Source organism: Cysteiniphilum sp. GTC20157 (assembly GCF_055396795.1).
In genome coordinates this window covers 556,294-581,999 of the sequence record NZ_AP044698.1, presented here as the reverse complement: position 1 = coordinate 581,999, position 25,706 = coordinate 556,294, and the positions used below count along the sequence as shown (strand labels likewise).

At 38.8% G+C, this 25,706-nt stretch carries 25 protein-coding genes and 4 tRNA genes; 16 read left to right on the top strand and 13 right to left on the bottom strand.

Annotated features, from left to right (window positions below; genetic code table 11):
• Positions 1–53: 53 nt before the first annotated feature.
• The 4 genes from ACZ5V8_RS02690 to aroK form a co-directional block, all read right to left on the bottom strand.
• Positions 54–566, bottom strand: coding sequence for a methyltransferase domain-containing protein (locus ACZ5V8_RS02690; RefSeq protein ID WP_464218235.1), 513 nt, complete (start codon positions 564–566; stop codon positions 54–56).
• Positions 526–612, bottom strand: a tRNA-Leu gene (locus tag ACZ5V8_RS02685). Before ACZ5V8_RS02685 ends, ACZ5V8_RS02690 begins: the two co-directional genes overlap by 41 nt.
• A 124-nt stretch (positions 613–736) precedes the next feature.
• Positions 737–1,831, bottom strand: coding sequence for a 3-dehydroquinate synthase (gene aroB / locus ACZ5V8_RS02680; protein ID WP_464218234.1), 1,095 nt, complete (start codon positions 1,829–1,831; stop codon positions 737–739).
• Positions 1,828–2,352, bottom strand: a complete 525-nt coding sequence (aroK, locus tag ACZ5V8_RS02675) for a shikimate kinase AroK (RefSeq protein ID WP_440615791.1) — start codon at positions 2,350–2,352, stop codon at positions 1,828–1,830. The genes aroB and aroK overlap by 4 nt, the downstream gene beginning before the upstream one ends.
• A 240-nt stretch (positions 2,353–2,592) precedes the next feature.
• Here aroK and ACZ5V8_RS02670 point away from each other — a divergent pair, with 240 nt between their 5' ends.
• Together ACZ5V8_RS02670 and ACZ5V8_RS02665 are read left to right on the top strand one after the other, a co-directional pair.
• On the top strand, positions 2,593–3,081 hold the full coding sequence (locus ACZ5V8_RS02670; protein WP_464218233.1) for a DUF2062 domain-containing protein: 489 nt from the start codon (positions 2,593–2,595) through the stop codon (positions 3,079–3,081).
• 131 nt (positions 3,082–3,212) lie between these two features.
• Positions 3,213–4,586 (top strand): O-antigen ligase family protein, encoded by a 1,374-nt coding sequence (locus ACZ5V8_RS02665; protein WP_464218232.1) that lies wholly within the window; start codon positions 3,213–3,215, stop codon positions 4,584–4,586.
• Positions 4,587–4,592: 6 nt separating this feature from the next.
• Here the strand turns inward: ACZ5V8_RS02665 and ACZ5V8_RS02660 are convergent, their stop codons facing one another.
• The 5 genes from ACZ5V8_RS02660 to ACZ5V8_RS02640 all read right to left on the bottom strand — a co-directional run bounded on the left by ACZ5V8_RS02660 (position 4,593) and on the right by ACZ5V8_RS02640 (position 9,638).
• Positions 4,593–5,036: a pilin gene (locus ACZ5V8_RS02660; RefSeq protein ID WP_464218231.1), complete on the bottom strand. Its 444-nt coding sequence runs from the start codon at positions 5,034–5,036 to the stop codon at positions 4,593–4,595.
• A gap of 213 nt (positions 5,037–5,249) precedes the next feature.
• The gene (locus ACZ5V8_RS02655; protein WP_464218230.1) at positions 5,250–5,954 is read right to left on the bottom strand and encodes a 1-aminocyclopropane-1-carboxylate deaminase; all 705 of its coding nucleotides are present in this window, start codon (positions 5,952–5,954) and stop codon (positions 5,250–5,252) included.
• Between the two features lie 196 nt (positions 5,955–6,150).
• Positions 6,151–6,330 carry a rubredoxin gene (locus tag ACZ5V8_RS02650; protein WP_119327587.1) on the bottom strand — a complete coding sequence of 60 codons (180 nt, stop codon included), beginning with the start codon at positions 6,328–6,330 and terminating at the stop codon, positions 6,151–6,153.
• A gap of 99 nt (positions 6,331–6,429) precedes the next feature.
• Positions 6,430–7,344, bottom strand: a complete 915-nt coding sequence (locus ACZ5V8_RS02645) for an acyltransferase (protein ID WP_464218229.1) — start codon at positions 7,342–7,344, stop codon at positions 6,430–6,432.
• 188 nt (positions 7,345–7,532) lie between these two features.
• Positions 7,533–9,638, bottom strand: a complete 2,106-nt coding sequence (locus tag ACZ5V8_RS02640) for a DNA internalization-related competence protein ComEC/Rec2 (protein WP_464218228.1) — start codon at positions 9,636–9,638, stop codon at positions 7,533–7,535.
• A gap of 262 nt (positions 9,639–9,900) precedes the next feature.
• Here ACZ5V8_RS02640 and ACZ5V8_RS02635 point away from each other — a divergent pair, with 262 nt between their 5' ends.
• The 10 genes from ACZ5V8_RS02635 (at position 9,901) to nhaA (ending at position 18,580) form a co-directional block, all read left to right on the top strand.
• Entirely contained in the window at positions 9,901–11,061 is a 1,161-nt protein-coding gene (locus ACZ5V8_RS02635) for a saccharopine dehydrogenase family protein (protein WP_440615798.1), read from the top strand.
• Positions 11,062–11,096: 35 nt separating this feature from the next.
• Positions 11,097–12,587, top strand: coding sequence for an L-piperidine-6-carboxylate dehydrogenase (gene amaB, locus ACZ5V8_RS02630; RefSeq protein WP_464218227.1), 1,491 nt, complete (start codon positions 11,097–11,099; stop codon positions 12,585–12,587).
• 10 nt (positions 12,588–12,597) lie between these two features.
• Positions 12,598–13,401, top strand: a complete 804-nt coding sequence (locus ACZ5V8_RS02625) for a 2-oxoadipate dioxygenase/decarboxylase family protein (RefSeq protein ID WP_464218226.1) — start codon at positions 12,598–12,600, stop codon at positions 13,399–13,401.
• 8 nt (positions 13,402–13,409) lie between these two features.
• Entirely contained in the window at positions 13,410–14,690 is a 1,281-nt protein-coding gene (locus ACZ5V8_RS02620) for an aspartate aminotransferase family protein (RefSeq protein ID WP_464218225.1), read from the top strand.
• 147 nt (positions 14,691–14,837) lie between these two features.
• Positions 14,838–14,914, top strand: a tRNA-Arg gene (locus ACZ5V8_RS02615).
• A gap of 7 nt (positions 14,915–14,921) precedes the next feature.
• A tRNA-Gly gene (locus ACZ5V8_RS02610) sits at positions 14,922–14,996 on the top strand.
• A gap of 92 nt (positions 14,997–15,088) precedes the next feature.
• Entirely contained in the window at positions 15,089–16,261 is a 1,173-nt protein-coding gene (locus tag ACZ5V8_RS02605; RefSeq protein WP_464218224.1) for a D-alanyl-D-alanine carboxypeptidase family protein, read from the top strand.
• A gap of 63 nt (positions 16,262–16,324) precedes the next feature.
• Positions 16,325–16,606 (top strand): DUF6812 domain-containing protein, encoded by a 282-nt coding sequence (locus ACZ5V8_RS02600; RefSeq protein WP_440615806.1) that lies wholly within the window; start codon positions 16,325–16,327, stop codon positions 16,604–16,606.
• A gap of 162 nt (positions 16,607–16,768) precedes the next feature.
• Complete coding sequence (locus ACZ5V8_RS02595) at positions 16,769–17,371, top strand: TetR/AcrR family transcriptional regulator (RefSeq protein WP_464218223.1); 603 nt, start codon at positions 16,769–16,771, stop codon at positions 17,369–17,371.
• A gap of 63 nt (positions 17,372–17,434) precedes the next feature.
• Positions 17,435–18,580, top strand: a complete 1,146-nt coding sequence (gene nhaA, locus ACZ5V8_RS02590; RefSeq protein WP_464218222.1) for a Na+/H+ antiporter NhaA — start codon at positions 17,435–17,437, stop codon at positions 18,578–18,580.
• 39 nt (positions 18,581–18,619) lie between these two features.
• On the opposite strand, the gene ACZ5V8_RS02585 is transcribed toward nhaA, so the two are convergent.
• Both ACZ5V8_RS02585 and kdsA read right to left on the bottom strand, forming a co-directional pair.
• The gene (locus ACZ5V8_RS02585; RefSeq protein ID WP_464218221.1) at positions 18,620–19,912 is read right to left on the bottom strand and encodes an MATE family efflux transporter; all 1,293 of its coding nucleotides are present in this window, start codon (positions 19,910–19,912) and stop codon (positions 18,620–18,622) included.
• 15 nt (positions 19,913–19,927) lie between these two features.
• Entirely contained in the window at positions 19,928–20,761 is an 834-nt protein-coding gene (kdsA, locus tag ACZ5V8_RS02580) for a 3-deoxy-8-phosphooctulonate synthase (RefSeq protein ID WP_464218705.1), read from the bottom strand.
• Positions 20,762–20,902: 141 nt separating this feature from the next.
• On the opposite strand from kdsA, the gene plsY reads away from it, so the two are divergent.
• From plsY to holA, 3 genes are read left to right on the top strand one after another with little or no spacing between them, the layout of a single operon-like run.
• The gene (plsY, locus tag ACZ5V8_RS02575; RefSeq protein ID WP_464218220.1) at positions 20,903–21,496 is read left to right on the top strand and encodes a glycerol-3-phosphate 1-O-acyltransferase PlsY; all 594 of its coding nucleotides are present in this window, start codon (positions 20,903–20,905) and stop codon (positions 21,494–21,496) included.
• Positions 21,489–22,307, top strand: coding sequence for a bifunctional DNA-formamidopyrimidine glycosylase/DNA-(apurinic or apyrimidinic site) lyase (mutM, locus tag ACZ5V8_RS02570; RefSeq protein WP_440615814.1), 819 nt, complete (start codon positions 21,489–21,491; stop codon positions 22,305–22,307). The genes plsY and mutM overlap by 8 nt, the downstream gene beginning before the upstream one ends.
• 12 nt (positions 22,308–22,319) lie before the next feature.
• The gene (gene holA, locus ACZ5V8_RS02565; protein ID WP_464218219.1) at positions 22,320–23,312 is read left to right on the top strand and encodes a DNA polymerase III subunit delta; all 993 of its coding nucleotides are present in this window, start codon (positions 22,320–22,322) and stop codon (positions 23,310–23,312) included.
• Here the strand turns inward: holA and ACZ5V8_RS02560 are convergent.
• A complete protein-coding gene (locus ACZ5V8_RS02560; RefSeq protein ID WP_464218218.1) occupies positions 23,309–23,902 on the bottom strand; it encodes a GspH/FimT family protein in 594 nt (197 codons plus the stop codon). The genes holA and ACZ5V8_RS02560 overlap by 4 nt on opposite strands.
• Positions 23,903–23,944: 42 nt before the next feature.
• On the opposite strand from ACZ5V8_RS02560, the gene ACZ5V8_RS02555 reads away from it, so the two are divergent.
• Positions 23,945–24,020 (top strand) — tRNA-Lys (locus tag ACZ5V8_RS02555).
• Positions 24,021–24,224: 204 nt separating this feature from the next.
• Here the strand turns inward: ACZ5V8_RS02555 and ACZ5V8_RS02550 are convergent.
• Positions 24,225–25,631 carry an APC family permease gene (locus tag ACZ5V8_RS02550; RefSeq protein ID WP_464218217.1) on the bottom strand — a complete coding sequence of 469 codons (1,407 nt, stop codon included), beginning with the start codon at positions 25,629–25,631 and terminating at the stop codon, positions 24,225–24,227.
• Between the last annotated feature and the right edge of the window lie 75 nt (positions 25,632–25,706).

Here is a 25,706-nt window from a genome sequence, read left to right as displayed (position 1 = left end):
ACTGGATTTAACTCGGTGCAGCAGTAGTTTTTACGGTGTTTTTGAGAGTTTAACTAGTTAACTTTAACTGCAACCATGCGTAAACGCACATAATCAGCATACCACTGACCATCTTGATATTGTGTCCCCTGCGCCAACGACTCAACATTGCTCAAATAGTCTTCATGACTATCTTTGGGAATCTGACTTAAGACATCATTGCGAAACATCTTCACCCAATTGCGTAAGCCCTCATCCGTTTGCAATAAGGTCGGACGATCAAAATGAACAGCAAATGTCACACGAAAGCCATTATTTTCAAGTAATGTCGCATATTCAGCAATTGATGGATAAAAATTAAAGGCACTGAACTTTGTTACACCATAAGATTTAGCTGCTGTTTCAATTGCCGTCAGCACGTTATTAACATTGCCTTTACCACCCATCTCAAAAACAAAGCGTCCATCTGGCTTTAGTACTTCTTTGATATTTTTAATCACCGCATCGGCATTGTGCATCCAATGAAGGGCAGCATTAGAAAAACTTTGGTACCAGAGGCCGGACTCGAACCGGCACAGTGTTGCCACCGGTGGATTTTGAATCCACTGCGTCTACCAATTTCGCCACTCTGGCACACAAACTCGTGTGAAGGATAAACTGAACTTCTTACATCGCAAGAACAGGTGCTATTCTAGCTAAAGGTCATCTGATGTCAAACACTATTTAAGGCTTTTATCATAATTTATGCTGAACCTCATCAAACTCGATCAAAATATCTTGATAAAAACTCTGATAAATCACTTTCTGAGACGGACTTATCCACTTTTGCCTGACCAATAGCATCTAATAGAATAAGTGTGATGCCTGCTGTGGTATTTTTCTTATCACGTAACATCGCTGCGATAAACTGTGTCTTACTCAAGCCTCTTGGCAGCCCTATCGGCAATGAAAAGTTTTGGAGTAACGAACGTATTCTTTTAACAGTCAACTCATCAACAAACCCCAAGGATTGTGATAATTCTGCAGCCATTACCATGCCAATGGCAACCGCTTCACCATGTTTCAACCCTTGATAATTCTGGCAACACTCAATGGCATGCCCAAAAGTATGCCCAAGATTTAAAAGTGCGCGTACACCAGTTCTTTCTTCTTCATCAAGACTGACCACATGCGCTTTAAGCTCGCAACTCTTGGCAATCGCATAGATTAATGCATCCGGATCATGTGCTGTTAACAAGCGCGTATTTTGCTCAAGCCACGCAAAGAAATCCGCATCAATAATACAACCATATTTAATAACCTCTGCCATACCTGCAGCAAATTCACGTTCAGCTAAACTCTCTAGAAATTGCGTTGAGGCCAGCACCAATTGCGGTTGGAAAAAAGCGCCAATCATATTCTTACCCAACGGGTGATTAATTGCTGTTTTACCGCCAACCGAAGAATCTACTTGTGATAATAAAGTCGTTGGAATCTGAATAACATTGGCACCGCGCTGATAAGTTGCAGCAGCAAAACCTGTAATATCACCGATAACGCCACCACCTAATGCAATAAGCACACAATTACGCGTGTAATTACGCTCAAGCAAATGTTGATAGATCGTGTTTAAAGAATCACTATTCTTATACACCTCACCATCTATTAAAACACAGTGACCATATTTAAAACATTCATCTTTAATGGCTTTATCTAACACCGTTAAATACAAATCAGCGATTGTGGTATTGGTGACAACCAACACTTCTTTGTTTTTGATATAGGAAATAAGTTTCGTAAAGTCAATATCAGACGAAATCATGACAGGGTAGCTTGGCTTGCCCTTCGGAGCAACGACAACTTCGGTGATCAAACCGCCTCTTCCATTAATAGATTTGTGATTTTTTGCACTACATTGCGTACCGTCGTTTCACTTGTCTCAATGGTAATATCGGCAATCTCTCGATATAACGGCTCACGCTCTGCCATTAACTTCTTCAGTTGCGCTTCCTTGTCATCAACTTGTAATAATGGACGCTTTTTATCTTTGGCTGTACGCTCTAATTGCTGCTCAATTGAGGCTTGCAAATAAACCACTTTGCCACGTGATGACAGAAGCGTTCTGTTCTCAGGCAGAATAATCGCACCCCCTCCAGTAGCCAAAACAATACCCTGACGAGTCGCTAAATCACCGAGCACTTCTTGCTCTCTTTTTCTAAATCCTTCTTCGCCTTCAATATCAAAAATCCAATCAATATCAACGCCGCAACGTTGTTCAATCTCACGATCAGAGTCAACAAAGTCAAGCTTAAGCTCATTTGCTAGTTGACGACCTATTGTACTCTTGCCAGCACCTACTGGCCCAATCAAGAAAACATTTTGAGTAATAATCATTTTTCTCTACATTACGTTAATATGTTTAACACATAGACCCACAACACGATCATAACCTTGCATGATCCACTTCAAAAAACCAAAACAAAATACACAAAAAAGTCATTTTAAGCAAGATTTTTTGCACTAAAGACATCTTGGCATGACAGAGAGATTTTTTATTTTTTTGCCAGTGTCCAACAGCTTTTATAATCACTTTTTGCTATGATTTCTCAAGTTTATGAATAATGGAAATAAATCGTGAAGCGCAAATGGCTGCCTAGCAAAGAGGAACTGAAAGAACATAAATGGTTGCGCTTTTTACACAAACACATGCACCATAATTTTTTATGGCAATTTGATAAAAGCAGTGTTAGCAAAGCCTGTGTTATTGGTGGCTTTATGTGTATGATGCCAATGCCATTTCAAATGGTGCCTGCAGCCATTTTGGCACTTTTTCTACGTGCTAACTTGATCATTGCTGTTGCTCTGGTGTGGATTAGTAACCCGATCACCATGTTACCGATGATGTATGGCGCGTATTTATTTGGTTGCTTTATGCTAAATAAAACGCCACTTTTTCATGAGAATAATTTTGCTTGGCATCAGATGATTACACATATCCATAGTATTTTTATGCCACTGATAACAGGATGTGTCGTTATCGGCTTAATACTTGGGATTATTTTGGCAAGCATTAGTTGGTTTGGATTTGCTTTGTTTAAACCCAAAAATAAAAAACATAACTAAAATAACCGTACCCTGAGCGTAAGTCGAAGGGTACATTTAGAAACATAAAAGGCTTCGACTTACGCTCAGCCAACGCTTACACAATTAAGATAAGTAACAACAAGTAGGAACATACGACAGGAAATCGCAATATGCTAAACAAAAAGCTTCTTTCATCTAATCACACTGAGCACTTTATCTATGGCGTGATGCTTATCGGACTGATTATGGTCTTTTGGAATCCGATTGGCATGATGAAAATCTCAATGGAAAACACCGTCATGCTCTATGTTTGGCGTGGGATTACGGCACTTTTTTGCTGGATTGTGATTTTGATTTTATTTACCGCCAGTCGTGATGCACGAAATAGCATTTTAGCTACATTTCATGCACTTTCAACTTGGATTAAAAGTCTGATTGTATTGTTCTTCTGTATTGGTATTATCTCAGCAAGTTTGGCATTTCATCCTGCCACTGCCTTTAAAGGCATATCGATTGATATCACACTACTGCTTAGCGTGTTATTCTTAGCATATTACTTTAGTCGCTTCCCAGATCATATTCGTTGGCTTATTGGTGTTGTTATTATTTGTGCTATTAGTTATACACTTGTTCTCATAGTTAATGTTCTGCTCGCGCATTTTTATTTACCACCAAAAATAGCACAGTTTAACTTCCCAGAGTTTTTTTTGCGTCAATTTAACTTTGCCAACCCACGCTTTTTTGATCATTTTGCCAGTTGGTTTTTGCCAATTTTGTGTTTGCCTTTATTGAGCCAAACTTATAGTCGTACGTTTAAAGTTTTAAGTCTCATTGCCATGGCATCCCTTTGGTTTGTCATTATTGCGCATAGCTCACGCGCTTTAATCCTTGAGTATATTGTTATTACGATTATTCTTGGCGTTTTAAATCATAAAATACTGATACGTTTTCTTGGTTGGCAAGTCTTGGCACTTATTGTTGGGGCTCTACTGTTTTATATGATTCAAAACATCGTTGGTGGTGAAACCGTTCTCACACGCAATATTTTTGCCAATCAAGATCGCTGGGATTTATGGGCAAAATCATTGGCGTTAGCCGCACACCACCCACTCTTGGGTGTTGGTGAATTAAATGCCTTATATTATCTCAAAGACTATCCGCATAATATTATTCTGACCATTGCCTGCCAATGGGGAATTATCGCTCTTGCCTGCTTTTTACTCGTTGGTTTACGCGCTTTTCGTCGCGCTTGTGAATATATGCAAGATTATAAGCAATCATCTTTATATTTTGTTGCCTTTGCCAGTGTGTTGGCAGGGATGACCCATGCATTGGTCAGTAACCTCTTCAAACTACAATTAAGTCAATTTAGCTTAGTCTTTGCCATGGGACTTCTACTATCGTTTATGCCACAACTTATACAAAAAAACCAAAAGACTAAAAGTAGCACACACAAAAAATGCCATCTATTATTGATGGCATTTATAATGATTGTTTGGGTAAACTTACTGGTGACTCCATTTTTCACTACAGTAACATTTTAACCAGTATTAGAATTCAGCACAAACATCTGCAACAGTTGCACTACTTATCGTAGTTGCACAAGTCCACGTTACACCGTTTGACGCTGAAACAGGTGTTAAGGTAACAGTCGTATTATTAAGATTTGCACCAACGTCTCCATCAAAAGTATAGACGATAGCACCAGTACCTGAAGTCACTGCGACAGACCCGTATTCTCCAGTTTTCGCACCACCTGCCACATCAAAGGTTGCCGGTAAAGTCCCACCGTTTGTATTAATTTGTTCTGCAACAAACACCTTGTCAGAACCTAAAAATGCATACGCTTCAGACAATCTTGCACGTTCGGTATAACTGGTATACATCGGAATCGCAATCGCGGTTAGAATCGCAATAATCGCAATCACAATCAGTAATTCAATTAACGAGAAACCTTTTTGCTTTCTCATTTTTTTAATTTGTTTAATGTCCATTGTTATTCTCCTCTTTTTAATTATTTTGGTTGGGGGCACAATAAGCGCTTTGAGCTTTTTGTAATTAGAAAGCTAGCCCACAGTTGCTTTTTGCGCAAGTACGTTATCGAAAAAAATAGTGTTTTTTAAGCTTAATTTAGCAAAAAACGAAATAAGCTAATTTAATGTGCGAGATTTGCCATAAGCCACTAACAAGAATTGCTTAGTTCTACATCACAAATTCGCAGTCAAACGATGATAACGCTTAAGCATACTTGCATTACCACTTACGCCGCCGCAATGTAGATAAATAATCGGTTGCGGTAATTTATGATAATAAGCAAGCATTACCTGCCATGTTAGTGGATCATACAATAAATCAAACTCAATACCCGTTTGCTCTTTAAGTTTATAGTACATTGCCAAGTGCTCAGGATAACAAACCCCAAAGTGATACTTCTTTAAAGTTGACAATACTTTTGGTAGACGCAATACTCCTTGAGACAGGACATTCATTTGCTCATATAAATATTCCTTATTGCCAACACAAGGCACGGTATAAACTTGATACGCTTTGTCGATATGTTGCTGCAAATATAAAGCACTTACCCCCGTACCTGAAGCAATGACAATGCTTGCCTGAGCTATATTGCGTGATTTAAGATAGTCATTAATGTCTTGGGCGCATAGTTTAAGACCTTCTTCAGCACGCCTATCCGCGCCACCTTGCGCTAAAAATAATATATCTACACCTTTCTTATAGCGATTTTTCACATTTTCTAAAGTTAATGCTTGATCAGCAACACAAGCCGCCATTCCAAGTGATAACGCCTCTTTGTAGTTACCAAATGGCATATTTTTTAGTGGCTTAGGTAATGGTTTTAACCAGTAATCAAATGGTAATTGATGCAAAGCGCAAAATTGCGCTAATGCCAACATATAGTTAGATTGCGCACCACCAAGGGATACGATTTTTTTGATGTGTGGATTTCGCTTGATATACTTGACAAGCCAATAAAGTTTATACGCTTTATTGCCTGAAAACAGCGGATGAATTAAATCATCGCGTTTAACGATAAACGCTAAGCCATCAACGCTAACTTCCTCGAAGATCGGCTTATTAAAATGGATAATGTTAGATCTCCATCATCTCAAAGTCTTCTTTACCGACACCACAATCAGGGCATTCAAAGTCATCAGGAACATCTTCCCACTTGGTTCCTGGGTGGATGCCATCTTCTGGCCAACCTTCAGCTTCGTCGTAAATCCAACCACATACCACACACATATATCTTTTGTATTCTAGTTCTGACATCTCTTGACTCTTTTCTTGATCTTTTTCTTGGCTCTTTGGCTTACTGATTAACATTCTGACACCTTTAACAGTAGGTTCGTCCAAATTATGGCGCACATCTTACTGTTTTGTCTGGTCAATGTTAAGTGATTTATCTTCTAATATTTCACTTATCATGACATCATTTTTCTGCCACAGCCCATTAATCCAAGCTTGAAAGCACCTCTTTGCTGCATCGTCTTGATGATAGTTTTGATACGGAATATCCTTGGGCTCAATCAATTCAATATGAATACGCACTTGATTAATAACTCCACATAGAAAATCCCAGAAACTCGGAGAATTATCAGGATAAACAATCGTTACATTTAAAACCCCTTTGATCTTATCACCCAAGACATCTAACGCAAGCGCAACTCCTCCTGCCTTTGGTTGTAATAAATGCTTAAATTGCTTACCACCTTTGACATGTTTTTGTAGCGTGAAACGCGTACCCTCAACAAAGTTAACAACTGACACATGGCGATTTTTAAAGCGTTGACAAGCGCGCTTCGTCTCTAACAAATCTTGACCTTTTTTCTCAGGATGTTTTTTAAGATAGTTTTTTGAATAACGTTTCATTAACGGGAAATCCAATGCCCAACAGGCAATACCAATGATTGGCACATAGATGAGCTCTTTTTTCATAAAGAACTTGGCAAAGGGAATTTTATTTAAAAACACTTGTTGTAATACGACAATATCAAGCCAACTTTGATGATTGCTTAAAAGCAAATATGAGCTGCACATACTAAAATCTTGATAACCACTGACGACATATTTGGTTGGCAAAAGGCATAAGCTCACCTTGTTGTTGATCGTCATCCATGATGTTGCCAAGAACATTAACATTTTTCCTATCGCATTTTGCCATGCTTTTTGCGGGATTAATTTCAACAATGACAATATAATCACTGGCGCCCCAAAAATAATCGTATTAATGATCAACAATAGCAACAGCATAACCCCAACTGCAATATGCCATATTCTTTTCACACGTGCTCTCCATTTTTTCTGTTAGTTTTGTTTTAGTTTTCTTTGCCCAGTCTAAATATTCACTCATCAACACGACTATATGTGCGCTCTGAGCGTAAGGCAAAGTCCTTGACGACTTATACTCGTCCTTCGACTACGCTCAGGGTACGACAGATAGCCTTAAGTGAATATTCTCTTTACTGCCTTGTTTAATCTTCTTCAGTTTTATTTGTTTTTATCACTAGTTCGCCATTATCTTTAAATATAGCTGTGATTGCACCATTTTGTGCGGTATTTAATATTTTTATACCTGCAGCTTGATACTTTTGTACCACCTCACTATGCGGGTGTTTAAAGCCATCATGCTTGCCACTGCTAAAAATCACATACTTGGGTTCCACTGCTTCAATAAAAGCTGTCGATGATGAGCTTGAACTTCCATGGTGCGGTGCAAGCAAAATAGTTGATGGCAATAATGTACGATGATTATTAAAAAGATAACGCTCCGCTGTTTTGTAAATATCGCCCGTTAACAAAACGGATTGATCATTAGAACTTACCTTTAACACACATGAGCCATTGTTACCCTTAAGATGATTGGCAGTGAGAAATTTAAAACTAACAGCATGAACTTGCCACTGCAAACCATCTTGACAAATTTTTGCATTTACTTCGCCAATTACCTCATTGCTAAAGACGTTTGTTACTGTGAATTCATTTATCACATGACTTAAGCCACCACTATGATCTTTATCTTGGTGACTGATAATGAGAGTGTCAATATGATGAATACCTTGGTGTTTAAGATAAGGGATGAGTGTATGTTCAGCGATTACAAACTTCTTGCCATTACTTCCTGCTGTATCATAGACGACAACGGTTTCTGGCGTTTGAATAACAATAGCCAATCCTTGCCCAACATCCAGTACTGTCATTTTAAAAGCGACATCTGAAGCTAAACGCTCCTTTTGAAAAATTGGCAGGAAGAGCGCAACACTCAGTATCCGCAAATACCATGGCAAAGGGAAAAGCAGTAAAGTTAAGCCAGTGACTGCACTAATCACCGCTAATAGCGAAATGCTATGCCAGTAAAAGAACAACATCTCAACAGGTAGGAGATTAAGCCACAATACTAGAAGCTTAATCAAATAAGCACTAATAAACCAAAAATCGACACCAAACAATGACAACATCAGATTAATAAATAAACTTGGCACAACTAAGAAACTTACCCATGGGATTGCGACCAAATTGGCAATAACTCCAACCATACTAAAACCTTGAAACCAGAAAATAGTTAATGGGATTAAAAGCACCATCAATAGCAACTGAATCAATAAGTAACGTTTGAATTTAGTTAATGACAATAAGATGCGATTAATCACAATCAAAAAGAAAACCGCCATAAATGACAGCCAAAATCCTGGCTCAAACAATGACAAAGGCTGCCATAGAACGATAATAACACCAGCTAAGAGTAATAAATAAAAGCTATTGATCTTGCGATTGATCAAAAGCCCAACAGAAAAAACAAGTACCATGATAAAAGCACGCTCTGTAGGGATAGCAAAACCAGCTAATAAACTATAACCAAAGGCACTGATAGCAGCCGCAATCAATCCCGCCTTTTGCGCTGGCAACCATTGGCATAAGCGCACTGAGCATGACCATAAAAATCGCAACAGACAAAAAGCAAATAACGCAATCATTCCAATATGAAGCCCTGAGATCGCAATCAAATGTGATGTGCCTGTTTGCTGAAAAAGGCGTTTATCATCAAGTGTCAGCTCATTTTTATTGCCAATTAATAATGCACTGGCTAGTGCCCTTAATTGTGTATCTTTAATGGTTTTTTGCAGTATGCGCTCAATTTTATAACGCAGGCGCTCAACAAAGTAACCATAGTCTATCCCACGAAATTTTGCTTTCTCCGTGGTAACAACATAACCCACAGCCTTAATACGCTGACGTTTCAGCCAATTGGCATAGTTAAAAACACCCGGATTGCTAAAGCCTTTTGCTGTTTGTAGCTTAACATGTAAGCGCCAACGCGAACCCGGCGTTAACTGCCATGGTCTTAAATTTTTATTTGGATAAACACTCAAGCGAATCAAACCATCCTTTGTCGCAAATAGGAATTTGCTGACCGCTTTATCACGATCAGCCAAACTAGCAACAACACCCTCGATCATAATTTTTTTATTTAGTTGATTTTCAGGATATTTCTGTCCATAGCCATAAAGCACCCACAGCCCATGTATTGTGATAAGCAATGACAAGAGAGTGATCAAAGAAAAACCCAGACGTTTATGCATAAAAAAGTTCAAATAACAAACACTATTCATAGCATAGTGAAAATAAAAAGCTTTTACGAAAAAAAGCGCGTTAAATTCTGCTGGATTTTGATTGCAACAATACTACCAATATGTAAAATAACTTCATCATTTAGGTATCATTAATAACTATTATGGCGAAACGGATGCGCTTAAATGAAACTTATTAACTGGAATAATTAAAACAGCCTATCCTTAAATTAAAATAGGCAACGTAAATAAAAAAGTAAAATGGAGGATTCTAATGATCAATATACTTATATTCGGCAGTGGTAGAGTAGGTTTACTTACGGGCGCCATGCTTGCATCAAGCGGTGACTACCATGTGCATATTGCTGATATTCAAGCTGATAGAAAACCTTTAACTCTTGGCAAACATACTCATAATTTAAGCCACTGTGTATTAGATATTACAAAGGAAGATAATGTTAAGGCATATATCAAAGAACATAATATCACGGCTCTGGCAGCTGCTCTTCCTTACTTTTTAACCAAAAAAGTGGCTGAAATGGCAAAAGCCTGTGATACCCATTACTTCGATCTAACTGAAGATGTTGAAACAACGAAATATGTTGAATCACTCTCACAAAACAGTAACAAAGTTTTTGCCCCACAATGCGGTTTGGCTCCTGGCTTTATCAGTGTTGTCACTAATGATCTTGTTAAGCTTTTTGATGAAGCCGAAACAGTCAAAATGCGTGTAGGCGCGCTACCGGTTAATATTAGTCATCCACTGCAATACGCACTGACTTGGTCAACCGAAGGCTTGATCAATGAATATGTGAAGCCATGTGAGGCGATTGAGGATTTCAAAAATGTCACGATCGAACCACTTGATGATCTTGAGACAATCAAAATTGACGGTCTAACGTATGAAGCATTTAATACCTCAGGCGGTATTGGCTCACTCAAAGACACATACAAAGGTAAGGTACGTAATATCAACTACAAAAGTGTGCGTTATCCTGGACACTGTGAGAAATTACGCTTCTTAATTAATGATCTCAAGCTTAAAGACAAACAAGAATTGTTGTGTGAAATCTTTAATAATGCCATTCCACGCGTTGATGATGATGTGGTCTTGGTCTATGTCTCTGTTGAAGGCACAATTAATGGCGTTTATAGTGAGCGTCATTTTGCTAAGAAATACCACTCACAAGAAGCCTTTGGACAAAAATGGAGTGCATTGCAATTAACCACAGCCTGTGGTCTATGTGTCACCATTGACCTTGCACTAAAACAAGCGCATTTTAAAGCAGGTTTTGCTAAGCAAGAAGATATCACTTTGGCGCAAATGATGGATAATCGCTTTGGGCACTATTATCGCTATAATTTCTTAGATAATTGCGCTGACAACCCAAAGCCTGAGCTTGGCACTAATCCAAGCAAAACAGAATATATCTAAACTTAATGACTGGAGAATATAATACAATGACTTGCATGACAAGCTACACAGAACAACTAAGCCAATACGCTGCCAAACACAACACGGGTGAATATATCGAAAGCTTCAACCCTGCCAATAATGAACTATTGGCTAAGGTGCCAAGCTTAGGCGTTTCACATTTACAACAAACGATTGGTGAAGCACAAAATGCTTTCATAAAATGGCGTAAGATTCCAGCGCCGCAACGCGCTGAATTAGTGCGGTTAATTGGTGAAGAATTAAGAAAGCAGAAAGACCAATTAGGCAGTCTCGTGTCCCTTGAGATGGGTAAATCCAAGCAAGAAGGTGATGGCGAAGTGCAAGAGATGATCGATATGGCTGATTTTGCCGTTGGTCAAGCGCGCATGCTTTATGGCAAATCAATGCACTCAGAGCGTCCAGATCATCGCATGTTTGAACAATGGCACCCGCTTGGTGTTGTTGGTGTGATCTCAGCCTATAACTTCCCTGTTGCTGTTTGGTCATGGAATGCCTTTATTGCCGCAATTTGTGGTAACACAGTTGTTTGGAATCCATCACCAAAAACACCGCTTTGCGCCTTAGCAATTCAAGAGATTTGTGATCGCGTGACCAAAGCACATAACTTTCCAAATGTCTTTACCTCTGTGGTTTCAAAAAGTGTTGATGTTTCTAAAGCATTGGTTGCTGATGAGCGTATAGCTCTTATGTCTTTCACCGGTTCAACTGCCGTGGGACGCGAGGTTGGTGCACGTGTTGCTGAGCGTTTTGGTAAATCGCTACTTGAATTAGGTGGTAATAATGCCGCAATCATTGACGAATCTGCTGATTTAAAATTGGCAATTCCTGCCGTTGTCTTTGGAGCCGTTGGCACGGCGGGGCAACGCTGTACCTCATTACGTCGTTTGCTTGTACACAAGAACATCTATCAAGATGTTGTCAAACGTCTACAAAATGCTTACAAGCAAATCACTGTTGGTGATCCATTAGATACTAACAACCTTATGGGACCTTTGATTGATCAAAACCTTGTTGGGATTTATCAAAAAGCAGTTGCTCGCACTAAAGAATTAGGTGGCAATATTCTGTTTGGAGGCAATGTGATTGATCAACCAGGTAACTATGTTGAGCCAACCTTAATTGAAGCCAAACCTGACTGGGATATCGTAAATCAGGAGAACTTCTGCCCGATCTTGTTTGTGATGCCATTTGATGATATTGAGCATGCAATTAAAATCAACAATCAAGTCGATCACGGCTTATCATCTGCTATTTTCACGCAACGCATTGATCATTCTGAACAATTTCTATCATATGCCGGTAGTGATTGCGGTATCGCTAATGTTAATATTGGCACATCAGGCGCTGAAATTGGTGGCGCTTTTGGTGGCGAGAAACACACCGGTGGCGGGCGTGAAGCAGGTTCAGACGCATGGAAAGCATACATGCGTCGCCAAACCGTTACCATGAATTGGAGCAAAGACTTACCCCTTGCGCAAGGAATCAAATTTTCACTTACAGAGTAGGAGAATAACCATGTCACAAATCGCAATTTTAGAAGACTTATGGCAGCAATATGTTGAAGCCAATCCACACGTGCAGAAGATTTATGATCTTTTTTGTGATCATAATGTACAAGTAATTAATGATCATATTGCGCTGCGTACGATTAATGACCCACGCATTAATCTTGATATTTTGGCTAAGCCTTTTATTGATGAAGGTTATTTTGAAAATGGTGATTACCACTTTGAAGCTAAAAAACTTTACGCTAAACACTATGAGCAAAAAGATCCAACACAGCCTAAGGTGTTTATCAGTCAGTTATTACTTGAACAATTAAGTCCGTTTGCACAAAAAACCATTAAGGCATGTATTGATCAAATCCCACAAGCTTTACTTGATGATCCTCAAAAACTATTGCTATCAGGCAACTCTTGGGGCAAACCAAGCCATGAAGTTTACCAAAAGCTATTAGCTGAATCGGAATATGCTGCATGGTTTTATGTCTTCGGGTTTAGGGCAAACCACTTTACCGTTTTCATCAATGTATTAGATCAATTTAATGAAGTCCATGAAGTGAACACCTTCCTTAAAAATCATGGATTTGATTTAAATAGCTCAGGTGGTGAAGTCAAAGGCACACCGCGCGATTTGCTTGAGCAATCAAGTACTAAATCAGGCATGATTAAGGTTGAGTTCACTGAAGGCGAAAAAGACATCCCGTGTTGCTATTATGAATTTGCTAAACGCTACCCAGATCACACCGGTAAACTTTATCAAGGATTTGTGGCAGCTTCTGCTGATAAAATCTTTGAAAGCACCAATGTTAATGCCTAATCGAGGTTATGATGAATAACGAATCGTTATGGCAACTGCGTGAAAGCGAAGTTCCTCAAGCACTTGGTAATAATACCAAGCTATGCGTCAAAAAAGCACAAGGTTCGACCTTAACTGATGTAGATGGCAAAACCTATATCGACTTTGCTGCAGGTATTGGTGCTATGAATGTCGGACACAATCACCCTAAAGTCGTTGAAGCAATCACCAAACAAGCCAATGCATTTATCCAACCATGCTTTCATGTGATGATTCATGCGCCCTACTTAAAGCTTGCACAAGCCTTAAACACTTTAACACCCGGTGACTTTGCAAAGCAAACAATGCTTTGCAATAGTGGCGCTGAAGCGGTTGAAAATGCAATTAAAGTCGCACGCTTCTCTACAAAACGCTCGGCTGTGCTTTGCTTTGATGGCGCTTTTCATGGTCGGACATTTATGAGCATGTCTTTAACTGCTAAAGTCAAGCCTTATAAACAAGGGTTTGGTGAACTTTTTAATAACATCTACCGCCTGCCCTACCCTGATATGCATTGTGATCTTAATCACTTTAAATCATTGCTGAATGATTTAATTGCCAATCAAGTTGCGTTAGAGGACATCGCTGCGATCATTATCGAGCCTGAACTTGGTGAGGGTGGCTTTATTCCTGCAAATATTGAAGCTATACAATATTTGCGTCAGCTTTGTAATGAACATGGCATTGTGATGATTGCTGATGAAATCCAAAGTGGCTTTTGTCGCACCGGAAAGCTTTTTGCGATGGCGCATTATCATTGTGCGCCAGATATTCTAGTGATGGGAAAATCACTGGCCTCAGGCTTACCATTAAGCGCGTTAACCATTAAAAAAACACTGCTTAAAGACATGCCCACGGCGTCATTAGGAGGCACCAATTCAGGTAACCCACTTGCTTGTGCCGCAGCACTTGCTTCTTTAGAGATATTTAAAGAAGAAGCACTTGCTGATAAAGCCATGCATCTTGGTCAGGTATTACGTGATTTTTTTAATGAGCATAAGAAAACCTGCGAGTTTATTGGTGATATCAGAGGGCTTGGCGCGATGATTGGTGTTGAGTTTATTGATCACAATAATCACCCCAATCCCAAGATGTTGAAAAGCTTTATTGATCAATCATTAAAACATGGATTAATTTTATTAAGCTCAGGCAGTCATAAGCATGTGTTACGCTTATTATGCCCTTTGAATATTAATGAGCATGAACTAGCAAAGGCACTTAATATTATGACCCAAGCACTGAATGAACTGCGCTTGGCGACGCAAGTTTAAACAACACTGATCAACAATAAAACAGCTGTTAATTTCAAAGCAAAAAAGCGAAATATTTTTTAATTTATCTTTACTTTGACATTGACAGCGATGCGGCAAAGCACTATCATGCACCTCGTTTTCACGAAACAGTTGAAAACTCAATACGCACCCGTAGCTCAGCTGGATAGAGTACCTGGCTACGAACCAGGCGGTCGGAGGTTCGAATCCTTCCGGGTGCGCCATATTCACGCGGGAATAGCTCAGTGGTAGAGCACAACCTTGCCAAGGTTGGGGTCGCGAGTTCGAACCTCGTTTCCCGCTCCAATCAAATAAAAAGCTTTCGCTATAAGCGCTTGAAATAGCTAAAACTCATTGCTATCTTTCTAGTATCGTTATAAGAAATGGAAATATCTATAATGCAACTAACTCACTTTAAAAAAGTACTTGTAAGTACCGCTATTGCGACATTTGCTTTTATTAACACACCATCACTTTTGATTGCTAATACACTAGCTAGTCCCCCTGTTATTATTATCAAACCGCATCCGATTCAACTCAATGCTGCCAGCTGGTTATTAATGGATTTTGAAACTGGTGACATTATTGCCAATCACAACATGCATGAGCGGCGCGCACCAGCAAGTTTGACCAAAATTATGACCGCTTATATTATCGCAGGAGAGCTGAAACAAGGCACACTTAAACTAGATCAACAGATAAAAATCAGTGAAAAAGCATCTAAAACACCTGGGTCTAAAATGTTTATTAATCAAGGTTCACGTGTTAGTGTTGATGATTTATTAAAGGGGATGATTATACAATCTGGCAATGATGCTACCGTTGCACTGACTGAATTTATTGCTGGCTCTGATAGTAACTTTGTACGCCTTATGAATAAAACTGCCAAAGCACTTGGCATGAAAGATACTAACTTTGCCACGGTTGATGGATTACCCGGAGACGATCAGTATACGACAGCCTATGACATGGCAATTTTAGCGCGCAGCTTTATTAAGCATTACCCCAAAGTTTATAAACTTTATTCTGAAAAAACATTTGAATTTAATGGCATTGTTCAACACAATCGCAATAAACTACTACGTACATTTGAAGGAACTGATGGCATAAAAACAGGCTACACCAAAAAAGCAGGTTATAATCTGGTTGCCTCTGCCATGCAAAATAACCAACGCTACATTAGTGTTATTCTTGGATCACCCAGCGCCTATGTACGGGAACAAGAATCTGAAAAGCTATTAAATTTTGGTTTTAGTAAATTTGTCGATCAACTACTTTACACTAAAGATAGCGTTATCTCACTCGATGACACCGCTATTACTGATGCCGCTAAAGATGCTACATTGACAGTCATTGGTAAAGATGACATCACCAAAACGATCCCCAAATCATTTGTTAACCATTTAAGCCAAAAAGTCGTGCTCTTACCGGGACTTAAGGCACCGATTAACAAAGGGCAAAAAGTGGGTACACTTATCATTAGTGCGGGTGATTATAAGGTAGTTGAGATTCCTGTTTATGCTAATAATAATATTGAGCGCGCTGGATTCTTTAGTCGCTGGTTTGGTTAATCTCGCTTTTTCAAGATTGTAGTATATACTCAAGAAGTAATAACATTTTTCAAGGATGACATTATGCCGTTTTACTACAATGCAGCAGACTCTAAAAATAGCGCACGAGATTTCGTACCGGTTACCGTTCATACAGATCAGTATATAATTACAGGAGAGATATCAATACGAACGGGTGTACGCCTAACTGATCACATCAATAGCGAAATGACAGGTAAATTTATTGCTTTACGTAATGTCAAAGTGTACATACAGGAGAATAACTCACCAATTAACGAATGTGAATTTATGAATATTAATCTCGACAAAATTTTATTTTTATATCCTAACTCAGAAAGCATTTAATGCCGAGCACTTTGATGACTTTGCAAATCAAACCCTTAAAAAATAAAGATATTACGCAGCATTAAATCGCTTAAAAATCTCCAAAATTTCTTCGTTATTAAACACCTCAAAATCATTTAGGAGTGGTATAATGTCTTTCAACCACAGTGAAGGAGCTTATGTGTGACAGAGAAGCAAAAAGGTCAACAAAAAATCGTAAATGCTGCCAAGAAACTATTCGTAAAAAAAGGCTTTGACGGTACATCCCTACGCGATATTGCAACCAAGGCACAAGTCCCTGTTTCGCTGATCTATCACTACTTTGAGAATAAGGTTCATTTATGGCAAGAGGTTAAAGTTAATCTCTTGATCGATAGTGGTTGGATGGGTGATCATCACCTTGACAAAGATCGCAACTTTGTGGAGTTTCTAGAATATTTCGTCAACATGCGTTTGAAATTATTACATTCAAATCCTGATATCGTCAGACTCTTTGATTGGCAACGCCTTGAAAGTGGCAAAAACCAACTCTTTGGCTTGGGTAATGCACCCAAAAATGGCAATTGGAAAACCCTCTTAGACTACTTGCAGATTTATCGCGAAAAAGGTCAAGTGACAGATAAGCTTAGTGACGAAGCGGTAACGAGTATGATTTTTGGCTTAATTCTAGGACCATTCGTACGCACAGGGCAGGCTTACTTTAAAAATGAAGATGAATGCAATATATATAGAGATATGATCACAACAACACTCATTCAAACACTTGCTGTAAAGCAGATTGAGTAATTTTCAAAAAACTCTACCATAGTAATAATTTAATTTAGTTAAGAAAGAAGGGGAAAATCATTCATGAGCAAAGAGAGAAAGCTCAGCATTGAAGTCATTGGCGGTATTATCTTATTCACCGCTGCAGTGGCAGCAATCGTTGTCAATAATTCATGGCTTAGTCCGTATTATCACATGCTAGAAACCGTTTATGCCGGCGTGTCTATCGGGGATTTTGCTTTACAGAAGAATCTAACCCACTGGATTAATGATGGATTTATGGCACTTTATTTCTTATTGGTTGGCTTGGAAATAAAGCGCGAATTTGTCGGTGGCACCCTTTCTAGTAAGTCTAATATTATTATTCCTGCCATTGTTGCTTTTTTTGGTTTATTGGTGCCGGCACTTATCTATTTTCTGATTAACCAACATAACCCCAACTATATCGATGGCTGGGCAATTCCAACAGCCACAGATATTGCCTTCACCTTAGGGATATTAGCACTTCTTGGGTCGCGTATTCCAACATCGCTTAAAATACTCGTAACCACAATTGCCATCTTTGATGATATTGCAGCCATTGCGATTATTGCCGCATTTTATACCAGCAACTTGTCGCTTATATCATTATTTGCAGCCTTAATATGCATTGTCATACTTATTTGTATGAATCGCTTAGGTATCAGGAAACTTGCACCATTTATGATTGTTGGTGTAATCATGTGGCTGTGCGTTTTACAATCAGGCGTTCATGCCACCTTAGCTGGCGTTGCCTTGGCAATGACCATTCCACACACTGAAAAAAATTCTCCTCTACTGAAACTTGAGCATGGTTTAAACCCTTGGATTATCTTTATGGTTTTACCACTATTTGCCTTTGCCAATGCTGGTATTAGCTTTAGCGGCATGAGTTTATCACACCTATTTCATCCAGTAGCGTTAGGTATTATCTTAGGATTATTCTTAGGCAAACAAATCGGTATATTTATCAGCCTTTATCTATTTAGCAAAACGAAATACTTCACCATTGGACGCCAACTCTCAACTCCTCAGCTTTATGGTATTAGCTTAGTTTGTGGTATTGGCTTTACCATGAGTTTGTTTATTGGCACGCTTGCCTTTAGCACACCTGACCTTATGAACATGGTCAAAGTAGGTGTTTTAGGTGGCTCGCTCATTTCAGGATTTGCCGGCTATCTTGTGCTTAAAAAGTGTTGTAAAACCACATAATACAATAGCAAAAACGTTACCTACATTGACGTTCAAGAGTTACTTTAAGCGCTTTAGTAGCGGCGCACCTAATGTTATCGCTCTGTAAATGAAAAACAATAAATATGCAAGCCACAATCCAACATTACCAAATGACCATAACGCTGCAACACTTAACAAATATAAAAGCATAGATACAATCATTGCATTACGCATAATCGTTGTTTTAAGCAGGCCGACAAATACCCCATCTAACCAAAAACTAAATACCGCTATTAATGGGAATATGATTGAGAAAATAACATAGTGCTCAGCTGCTTGGCGAACGCTTGCAATAGACGTTAACAAATCAAATACCCACGGGTATACACAGGCATACATCAAAACAAACAATAAACTAAAAGTAATAGAGTAACTCAACGTGTATAACAAAGTACGTTTTAATGCGCTTTTATCATTTTGCCCAACCTTTTCACCAACAAGCGTTTCTGTTGCATTTGCCAAGGCATCCAAAAAGAGCGCTAATAACATCGCAAACTCAATCAGTAAGGTATTTGCAGCAAGCACTTCTTGCCCCATATGTGCTGAGAACACGAAAAATGAATTAATGCAGATTTGTAAACACAAAGACCGTATAAAAATATCACCATTGACCGACATAAATGCTTGATAAGCTCGCCAATTAAACTGATTACGATGTATTAACTTCCTCAATGATACATTGTTATCTTTGGCGATTTTAATACTGAAAAATAACGCAAATATACAACTTAAGGCTTGTGACAACAACACGGAATAAGCTATTCCCTTAATATCTAAATGCAGTAATTTAACAAAAATAAGGCTCAACAAAATCCCTGTGATGCTAGTAATTAACGCCATCAAGAAAGCAAGATTTGCCCGCTGTAGCGCAATAAAAAAGCCAAGTAAGACATAATTAATCAGAACAAACAACAAAGCATAGATGGTGATATCAAAGTATTGACTAAATAGCTTGGTTACGGTTTGATTCATCGACAATATTGTTAACGCCAGATCATAAATAATGCCTTGTAACACAATTAACATAAGCGCCAATATAACCGCGACAATAAGCGCTTTTATTAACCAATCAAATACCTTATCAAAGTCTCTCTTACCATATTGTTGCGCAATAACTCCCGTTGTACTCATTCGTAAGAAGTAAAACAGTGCGCTAATAAAGGTAATTACTGAGACACCTAAAGCACTTGCTGCCAGATAACTACTGGCGTGCAAATTACCCATCAATGCAGAATTAACAATACCACATAATGGCAAACTAATATTAGCAAGGATTAAAGGAATCGACAGCTGAATGATTTTTTTATGCACGATCAGCTACATTGCTTAAAGTGTGTTTTCTAATAGAGGTTGTGATTTAACAATACGATCAATCTGTTGAAGTTGCATTAATAATGACTTCATTTTTTGAATTGGCAGCGCATTTGGTCCATCACTTAAGGCCTTGGCTGGATTGGGATGCGTTTCCATAAATATGCCTGAAATGCCTGCAGCAATAGCTGCACGTGCAAGCACTGGTACAAATTCACGTTGCCCACCTGAGACATTCCCCTGCCCCCCTGGCAGTTGCACTGAGTGTGTTGCATCATACACCACAGGGCAACCAGTTTCCCTCATAACCGCTAATGAGCGCATATCAGACACCAGATTGTTATAACCAAAGCTGGCACCTCTTTCGCATGCCATTACTTGCTGGTTCCCCGTTGATTTGGCTTTCTCCATCACCTGTTTCATATCCCAAGGTGCTAAGAACTGCCCCTTTTTAATATTAACTGGCAACCCTTGCTCACATACGCGTACGATGAAGTTTGTCTGACGACATAAAAAAGCCGGTGTTTGCAATACATCGACAACACTTGCAACCTCAGCTAATGGTGTATCTTCATGCACATCCGTTAATATCGGAACATTAATTTCCTTTTTTACTTTTTCTAAAATCGCAAGCCCTTTGTCAATTCCTGGTCCTCTAAAGCTATTAATCGATGAGCGATTAGCTTTATCAAAAGAAGATTTATAAATAAACGAAATACCTAACTCATCGGTTAACTCTTTTAAATAACCTGCTGTGTCCATTGCTAAAGCCTCTGATTCAATAACACAAGGTCCCGCAATTAAAAAAAATGGCTTATCAGTCCCCACTTCAAAGTCTAATAATTTCATCATATGATCCAATTTAGCTATAACTTGAAGTAGTTTAATGCGCACTAGCATAAATAGGAAGAGCTTTCTTGCATGAGGGCTTGACTTAGCACTTAAAAATTCAGACACTCATGGGCAGTTTAAATCATACTGTACACAATTATGCTATTTGTTTTAATGCTTATCATTGGCTACTTATTTGGCTCAATTAATAGTGCCATTATCACCTGTAAATTCATGGGTTTACCTTCACCACGCAGTATTGGCTCCGGTAATCCAGGAGCGACCAATGTCTTGCGTCTTGGGGGCAAAAAGGCCGCAGCAATCACGCTGTTGGGTGACGCACTAAAAGGCTTAATTCCCGTACTCATTGCACATGCTTTACATTTAAGCGCAACTGAGATTGGTTATGTCGCACTTGTAGCGATCCTTGGTCATATATTTCCTGTGTTCTTTGGCTTTAAAGGTGGTAAAGGTGTAGCAACCTTAATCGGTGTCATTCTTGGATTTTATTGGTTGATTGGCATGATCTTTCTTGCCGCCTGGCTCATATGCGCTTTAATTACCAAATACTCTTCATTGTCTGCATTAATTGCGACGATTGTATCTGCTCTTTGTGTGATTTTTATCTTTAGTTTTAACACTGCACTGCCGTTTATCATTATCGCTATTATTGTGATTGTGCGTCATCACGAGAATATCAAACGTCTTATCAACGGTAGCGAAAGCAAAATAGGTCAAAAGAAAAATGCCTGAATTACCTGAAGTTGAGACGGTTAAAAATGGTCTTAGTTTACATTGTTTAAAGCGCCAGATCATAACTGCTAATACTTATATTAATAAACTACGCTACCCATTGGATCCTAAACTTAGTGATAAAGTGACTAACCAATGCATCCATGATATCTCAAGGCGCGGCAAGCATTTGATTATCACTTTAGATGATTATGCGTTAATTATTCATCTTGGCATGTCAGGCGTGTTACAAATCGTTGACAGTAATACCTACCAGCATAAAAAACATGATCATATTGTTTTACAACTTGATGACGGTCAAACGATCTTTTATCATGATCCACGGCGCTTTGGTTATTGGGACATTACCAACAGTGATCCTTTGGCACATAAATACTTTTTAAACTACGGTCCTGAGCCATTAACACAACACTTTAATAGTCACTATTTGCAACGCGCACTTAAAGCACGTACACAAGCGGTTAAAAGTGTCATTATGGATAACAAAATTGTGGTTGGTGTTGGTAATATCTATGCTTGTGAAAGTTTATTTAAAGCAGGCATTTCACCATTGAAACCTGCCAATACTTTAACACAAAATGAGCTAAAAAAGCTTATCGATGCCATTAAATTCACTTTGTTGCAAGCGATTAAAGCCGGTGGCACTACGTTAAAAGACTACAAAAATGCCACAGGCAAACCTGGCTATTTTGCCCAATCTTTAGCAGTTTACGGGCAAAAAGACAAAACATGCCCAACCTGTTCAACAGCCATTGCCTCAGTTGTTATCAATCAACGCAACACCTTCTATTGCCCACAATGCCAACCATAGGGGATAAGAATAATGATCAAAGCGACTAATTATCTAGAAGCATTAAAAGCAATTGAAAAAAAAGACTTCCCTTCTTATATCATCACCGGTAAAGAACCTTATCAAAAAAATAAACTTATTGAGCGAATCAATACCAAATACAAATCACAAAACTTTGAGATCTTACGCACACAAATCATCAACCAACAATACGACTTTTTGCAAAGTAACTTTAATAGCTTTAGCTTGTTTGCTGAAGAACGTTTATTACAGCTAACGATCACTAAAGCACCAGATAAAAAGGCACAAAAACTACTCGTTGATTGCCTTAACAATATCTCACAAAGTGATCGCTTCTTATTGATATTTGAGGATCTAACAAGTGCGCAACAAAAAACCAAATGGTTTCAATCAATTGTTCAACAAGCTCTATATATTCAAGTGTGGCCAGTTAGCATTCAAGAGTCGATTAAACTCATTAGACTTGAACTTAATTCGCTTAACAAACCGATTACATTAACCGAAGATGCCTTGATGCTTTTAGCACAAAAAACCGAAGGCAATCTCTTTGCTGCCAATCAAATGATTAGCTTGCTGCAGCATCAACCACAAACCCACTTTGATGATAAGTCACTGTCTGAGTACCTATCTAATGCGATGAATTACGATGTGTTTGATCTAGCGCAAAGCCTTATTGAACAAAACATGGCTCGCTCACTGGTGATATTGCAGCATCTATTTAAAGAACGCATTGAAAATGCCATTATTCTTTGGGCAATTCTAAAAGAGCTACGCATTTGCTACAACTTAAGTACGCAAACGCCACAACAGCAACAACAAACCTTTATGCGCAATAATATCTGGAAAACACGGCAAGTCCCTTACGCGCGACTATCTAAGAAATTTAGCAAACAGCATTATGCCAAGCTTTTTAATCAATGCTTCATGATTGATTTATTGATTAAAGGAATTGAACAAGGTGATGTAGAGCAAGCGTTAACTGAGTTAGTTTGTCAATTACATTAAGAGCAAACTTGTGAATCACTATTAATATCAAGTCGAATTCTACCAATCATATTAATCACCACTTCTCGATCATAACGCCCCGCTCCTTGGTCATCAACGGTGGCGCAATAACGCAATGCTGCTGCTGTTGAAGACAACCCACTTGGTCTAAACTCGACTGTATCACCATTTGTACTTGATATATATTCTCCTGCTGCAGGCGCCTCAATCGTTGTAATAATGCGATCAACATCAGTGGACACGCCATCCGAGCTTGTAAATAAAATCAAGCGATTATCCCCCCAATTACTCTCTGGTACTGTTGCACAAGTCTCACCATCAGCACTAGGGCATAGAAAAACCGATGTTGCCTCTGACATTGCAGTCACCCTACCTAGCTCTAATGCCGCTTTGACTTTATCTAAATAAATTTCTGAATTAGCACGCCCAAAGGTGCCAATCATCATAGGTACGGCAATCGCAATAACAATCGCCATTACAACGATAACAACCATCCCTTCAATCAAGCTAAAGCCTAAACTTCGAACACACTTCTTATTTTTGCCCTTTTTACCCTTTTTGCTATTTTTGCTATTTTTTTTCATCTTCATATTGCAATTGACTCCATATTCCCTATAATGTGCCCTGTCTTAGGGTCGTTAGCTCAGTTGGTAGAGCAGTTGGCTTTTAACCAATTGGTCGCAGGTTCGAATCCTGCACGACCCACCATTTTCATGATCATCATAATATCTTATATCCCAACTCATTATAGTAATAAAACAAGTTTTGAGAAACATTTAGATATTCGTGTAAGCTAACTGCGTTTAGTATCTCCGTAAAAACTTTCATGACTTCCTAGTTTCAATAATGTGAGTGTTATTTTTTATAACACCCCAAAAAATTTAAACAGTGCCAATTGCTGGGTAGATCATTTCAAGCTTGATAATTACGCGTGATAGCATAAGGGATCACTAACGCTATTATAATTCCAGTGAGTAGCAGTAAATCAAAGTTTACTGCTGACATCGTGACATCTGACGTCGGAATAAAACCAACACTAATCGCAATAACACAGCCAACAAAGCCCAAGACAGCCATTGAGACAGTGCCCTTGACACCCCCGAAAATAATATATTGCCCAGGTTTTGGTTGGTTTTGGCGACGTAATTTAATCGCTGCGGCAAACATACCAATATAGGCTAGCACAGCAAGTTGTGCAGTTAATGCACTTAAAAACCAATAGGCTGAGTTAACACTTGGCATCAACACATAGCTTAAACAAAACAAGGAAAAGATAATACCTTGCAAAATAAGTACTTTACTTGGTGCTTCATATTTATTGGTTTGCGCCAATTTTTTACTAATGAGTCCATCTTCGGCGGCCACCGTAAACGCGCGCGATAAGCCCATAATCCAAGCAGCCACCGTGGTAAACGCGCCAAGCACCAAGGTTAATGCAATAACATCTGACATCCACGGCATATTAAATTGCGTAAAGAAATAATGAAATGATGCCATAAGCCCAGTGACAATATCAACCTGCCCACCTGTGCTACTATTCACCGTAAAGATCGCGATATTCGATAGTATCAGTGATAATAAAATAACAATACTGGAAATCAACAGTGCTTTAGGGAAATTCTTCTTGGGGTTCTTCACATTTCCAGCATGAATAGAGCTCATCTCTAAACCAAATAAGCTAAACATCACCGTCAAAAACAATCCCCAACTGCCGATATTCGCAAAGCTTGGCAATACATCTGAGACTGTTTGCGGCTTTAAGATAGGCTGCCCTGCCATAACCCAAAATAATGCCAATCCAATAATTAGCAACATCGGCATTAAGGTGCCAACGATTGCCCCAATGACACTTAAGGTACTTGACGTTTTGATCCCAAATAAATTAATAATCGTTGCCAACCAAAACATGCATAAGCTCATACTGATCATATACCACGGGCTCATGACAAGCTCATTAGGATTTAGACCAAACCATGGCGCGATAATATAGGCAATAATCCCTGCAAAAAAGCCACATATTGAGGGAAACCACACAAGATTATAGACCCATTGCAGCCATAAGATGACAAATCCCGTTTTGGCACCAAAGGCCTCTTTCGTCCACAGATAGATACCACCGTTTTTGGAATAGCCCGTTGCCATCTCTGCTGTTAATAAAGCACAAGGGATTAAAAACACAATCGCTGCCAAAATGTAGAAACTCACCACAACCCATCCAGCTTGTGCGGTAATCGATATATTACGTAAACTATCAACAGCAATAATATTAATCATCACCAAACGCAACAGCGTCAGCGATTTTGAGGATGAAATCTGCATATTTTCACTATAATTTTATCTAAAACGTCAAAATTATAACGACAACCAACGCAATTGAATAGCGCTTTATTTCAC

Excerpts from the sequence above, each read along its gene's own strand:
- kdsA (WP_464218705.1), bottom strand. The coding sequence starts at position 20,761 with ATGAAATTATTAGACTTTGAAGTGGGGACTGATAAGCCATTTTTTTTA.
- aroK (WP_440615791.1), bottom strand. The coding sequence starts at position 2,352 with ATGATTATTACTCAAAATGTTTTCTTGATTGGGCCAGTAGGTGCTGGC.
- plsY (WP_464218220.1), top strand. The coding sequence starts at position 20,903 with ATGCTATTTGTTTTAATGCTTATCATTGGCTACTTATTTGGCTCAATT.
- ACZ5V8_RS02605 (WP_464218224.1), top strand. The coding sequence starts at position 15,089 with ATGCAACTAACTCACTTTAAAAAAGTACTTGTAAGTACCGCTATTGCG.
- nhaA (WP_464218222.1), top strand. The coding sequence starts at position 17,435 with ATGAGCAAAGAGAGAAAGCTCAGCATTGAAGTCATTGGCGGTATTATC.
- ACZ5V8_RS02635 (WP_440615798.1), top strand. The coding sequence starts at position 9,901 with ATGATCAATATACTTATATTCGGCAGTGGTAGAGTAGGTTTACTTACG.
- ACZ5V8_RS02560 (WP_464218218.1), bottom strand. The coding sequence starts at position 23,902 with ATGAAGATGAAAAAAAATAGCAAAAATAGCAAAAAGGGTAAAAAGGGC.
- ACZ5V8_RS02625 (WP_464218226.1), top strand. The coding sequence starts at position 12,598 with ATGTCACAAATCGCAATTTTAGAAGACTTATGGCAGCAATATGTTGAA.
- ACZ5V8_RS02655 (WP_464218230.1), bottom strand. The coding sequence starts at position 5,954 with ATGTTGGCATTAGCGCAATTTTGCGCTTTGCATCAATTACCATTTGAT.
- ACZ5V8_RS02665 (WP_464218232.1), top strand. The coding sequence starts at position 3,213 with ATGCTAAACAAAAAGCTTCTTTCATCTAATCACACTGAGCACTTTATC.
- holA (WP_464218219.1), top strand. The coding sequence starts at position 22,320 with ATGATCAAAGCGACTAATTATCTAGAAGCATTAAAAGCAATTGAAAAA.
- ACZ5V8_RS02600 (WP_440615806.1), top strand. The coding sequence starts at position 16,325 with ATGCCGTTTTACTACAATGCAGCAGACTCTAAAAATAGCGCACGAGAT.
- ACZ5V8_RS02620 (WP_464218225.1), top strand. The coding sequence starts at position 13,410 with ATGATGAATAACGAATCGTTATGGCAACTGCGTGAAAGCGAAGTTCCT.
- ACZ5V8_RS02650 (WP_119327587.1), bottom strand. The coding sequence starts at position 6,330 with ATGTCAGAACTAGAATACAAAAGATATATGTGTGTGGTATGTGGTTGG.
- amaB (WP_464218227.1), top strand. The coding sequence starts at position 11,097 with ATGACAAGCTACACAGAACAACTAAGCCAATACGCTGCCAAACACAAC.
- ACZ5V8_RS02640 (WP_464218228.1), bottom strand. The coding sequence starts at position 9,638 with ATGCATAAACGTCTGGGTTTTTCTTTGATCACTCTCTTGTCATTGCTT.
- ACZ5V8_RS02550 (WP_464218217.1), bottom strand. The coding sequence starts at position 25,631 with ATGCAGATTTCATCCTCAAAATCGCTGACGCTGTTGCGTTTGGTGATG.
- ACZ5V8_RS02660 (WP_464218231.1), bottom strand. The coding sequence starts at position 5,036 with ATGGACATTAAACAAATTAAAAAAATGAGAAAGCAAAAAGGTTTCTCG.
- mutM (WP_440615814.1), top strand. The coding sequence starts at position 21,489 with ATGCCTGAATTACCTGAAGTTGAGACGGTTAAAAATGGTCTTAGTTTA.